Genomic DNA, 1912 nt, shown 5'->3' on the forward strand with positions numbered 1-1912 from the left:
TTCTTGCTTGCAGTCATCTGTATCGCCAGTGTTCTGCTGGGACGGTCTGAGTGGATTTTGATTTTCCCTTTCATTCCAATCCAGATTACCATGATTGATCAATTCGTGGAAGGTTTCCCGCCATTCGTTCTGACTTTTGAGCGAAATATTAAGCCTGTTGAGCCAAACTTCCTCAGAAGATCCATGCTACGTGCCCTACCAAGTGCACTTATGGTCGTCTTCAGCGTTCTTTTTGTCAAAATCTTTGGGGCTAACCAAGGTTGGTCAGAGTTAGAAATCTCAACCCTCCTCTATTATCTCCTTGGGTCTATCGGTTTCTTATCCGTATTTAGAGCCTGCATGCCATTTACTCTCTGGCGTGTCCTCTTGATTGTTTGGTCAGTAGGCGGTTTCCTAGCTACAGCTCTCTTCCCAAGGATTCAAAAACTGCTTGAAATTTCGACACTTACAGGACAAACATTCCCTGTTTACCTTGTCATGATGGCTGTCTTTACTGTGATATTTATCTTAACCAGTCGTTATCAAGCTAGAAAATAAAGAAAGGCTGCAATCTGTGGATTGCGGTCTTTTTAGGAGCAAGATTGCTAGCTGAAATATGGTATAATAAGAGGTAACAGAGTTTTGGAAAGTGAGAGAAGATGATTTCAAAGAGATTAGAATTGGTAGCGTCCTTTGTGCCACAGGGGGCCGTTTTACTAGATGTGGGGAGTGACCATGCTTATCTGCCGATTGACTTGGTTGAAAGAGGAAAAATCAAAAGTGCCATTGCAGGTGAGGTTGTGGAAGGCCCCTATCAGTCTGCGGTTAAAAATGTTGAGGCTCACGGTCTAAAGGAGAAAATCCAAGTCCGTTTAGCCAATGGCTTGGCAGCCTTTGAAGAGGAAGATCAAGTGTCGGTTATCACCATTGCAGGTATGGGTGGCCGTTTGATTGCGACCATATTAGAAGAAGGCTTGGACAAGTTAGTTAATGTAGAACGTTTAATCCTCCAGCCCAATAATCGTGAGGACGACTTGCGTATCTGGTTGCAAGACCACGGTTTCCAGATCGTAGCAGAAAGCATCCTAGAAGAAGCTGGCAAGTTTTATGAAATTCTAGTGGTGGAAGCAGGACAAATGAAGTTATCAGCCAGTGATGTCCGCTTTGGTCCTTTCTTGTCCAAAGAAGTCAGCCCAGTCTTTATCAAAAAATGGCAAAAAGAAGCTGTTAAGCTAGAGTTCGCTCTTAGCCAAATCCCAGAAAAAAATCTGGAGGAACGTCAAGTTCTAGTAGATAAAATTCAAGCCATCAAGGAGGTGCTCCATGTTAGCAAGTGAAGTAATTAAACGTTATGAAGCCTTTTGTCCTCAGGAATTTTCCATGGAGGGAGACAGTCGTGGCCTGCAAATCGGTACCCTAGACAAGGATATCCAAAAAGTCATGGTTGCTCTGGATATTCGTGAAGAGACGGTGGCTGAAGCCACTGAAAAGGGTGTGGACTTGATTATCGTCAAGCACGCGCCCATTTTCCGTCCCATCAAGGATTTGGTAGCCAGCCGTCCGCAAAATCAGATTTACATCGACCTTATCAAGCATGACATTGCCGTTTATGTCAGTCACACCAATATTGACATCGTTGAGAATGGTCTCAATGACTGGTTCTGCCAGATGCTAGGCATTGAGGAGACGACTTATCTTCAGGAAACAGGCCCAGAACGTGGGATTGGGCGTATTGGTGACATTCAACCACAGACTTTTGAAGCATTTGCTCAGCATGTCAAGCAAGTCTTTGGTCTTGATAGTCTTCGCATGGTGCATTATCAAGAGAGTGATTTGAAGAAGGAAATTTCAAGAGTTGCCATTTGCGGCGGTAGTGGTCAGTCTTTCTATCCTGATGCTTTGGCAATGGGGGCGGATGTCTATATTACTGGTG

At 44.2% G+C, this 1912-nt stretch carries 2 protein-coding genes and 1 pseudogene; all 3 read left to right on the top strand.

The annotated features are described in order from the left end of the window. Positions 1 to 537, top strand: a pseudogene (locus tag SORDD24_RS00765) (ATPase); the annotation flags it as partial. A 101-nt stretch (positions 538 to 638) separates the two neighbouring features. Next, on the top strand, positions 639 to 1316 hold the full coding sequence (locus SORDD24_RS00770) for a tRNA (adenine(22)-N(1))-methyltransferase (protein WP_061406656.1): 678 nt from the start codon (positions 639 to 641) through the stop codon (positions 1314 to 1316). Next, on the top strand, positions 1303 to 1912 hold a 610-nt coding region (locus SORDD24_RS00775; protein WP_231082634.1), incomplete at its 3' end, for a Nif3-like dinuclear metal center hexameric protein. The genes SORDD24_RS00770 and SORDD24_RS00775, both read left to right, overlap by 14 nt.

The organism is Streptococcus oralis (genome assembly GCF_001579175.1).
In the GTDB taxonomy this organism is placed as follows: domain Bacteria; phylum Bacillota; class Bacilli; order Lactobacillales; family Streptococcaceae; genus Streptococcus; species Streptococcus oralis_O.

Bases quoted from the DNA above. Each gene is read 5' to 3' on its own strand.
- SORDD24_RS00770 (WP_061406656.1), top strand. From the start codon at position 639: ATGATTTCAAAGAGATTAGAATTGGTAGCGTCCTTTGTGCCACAGGGG.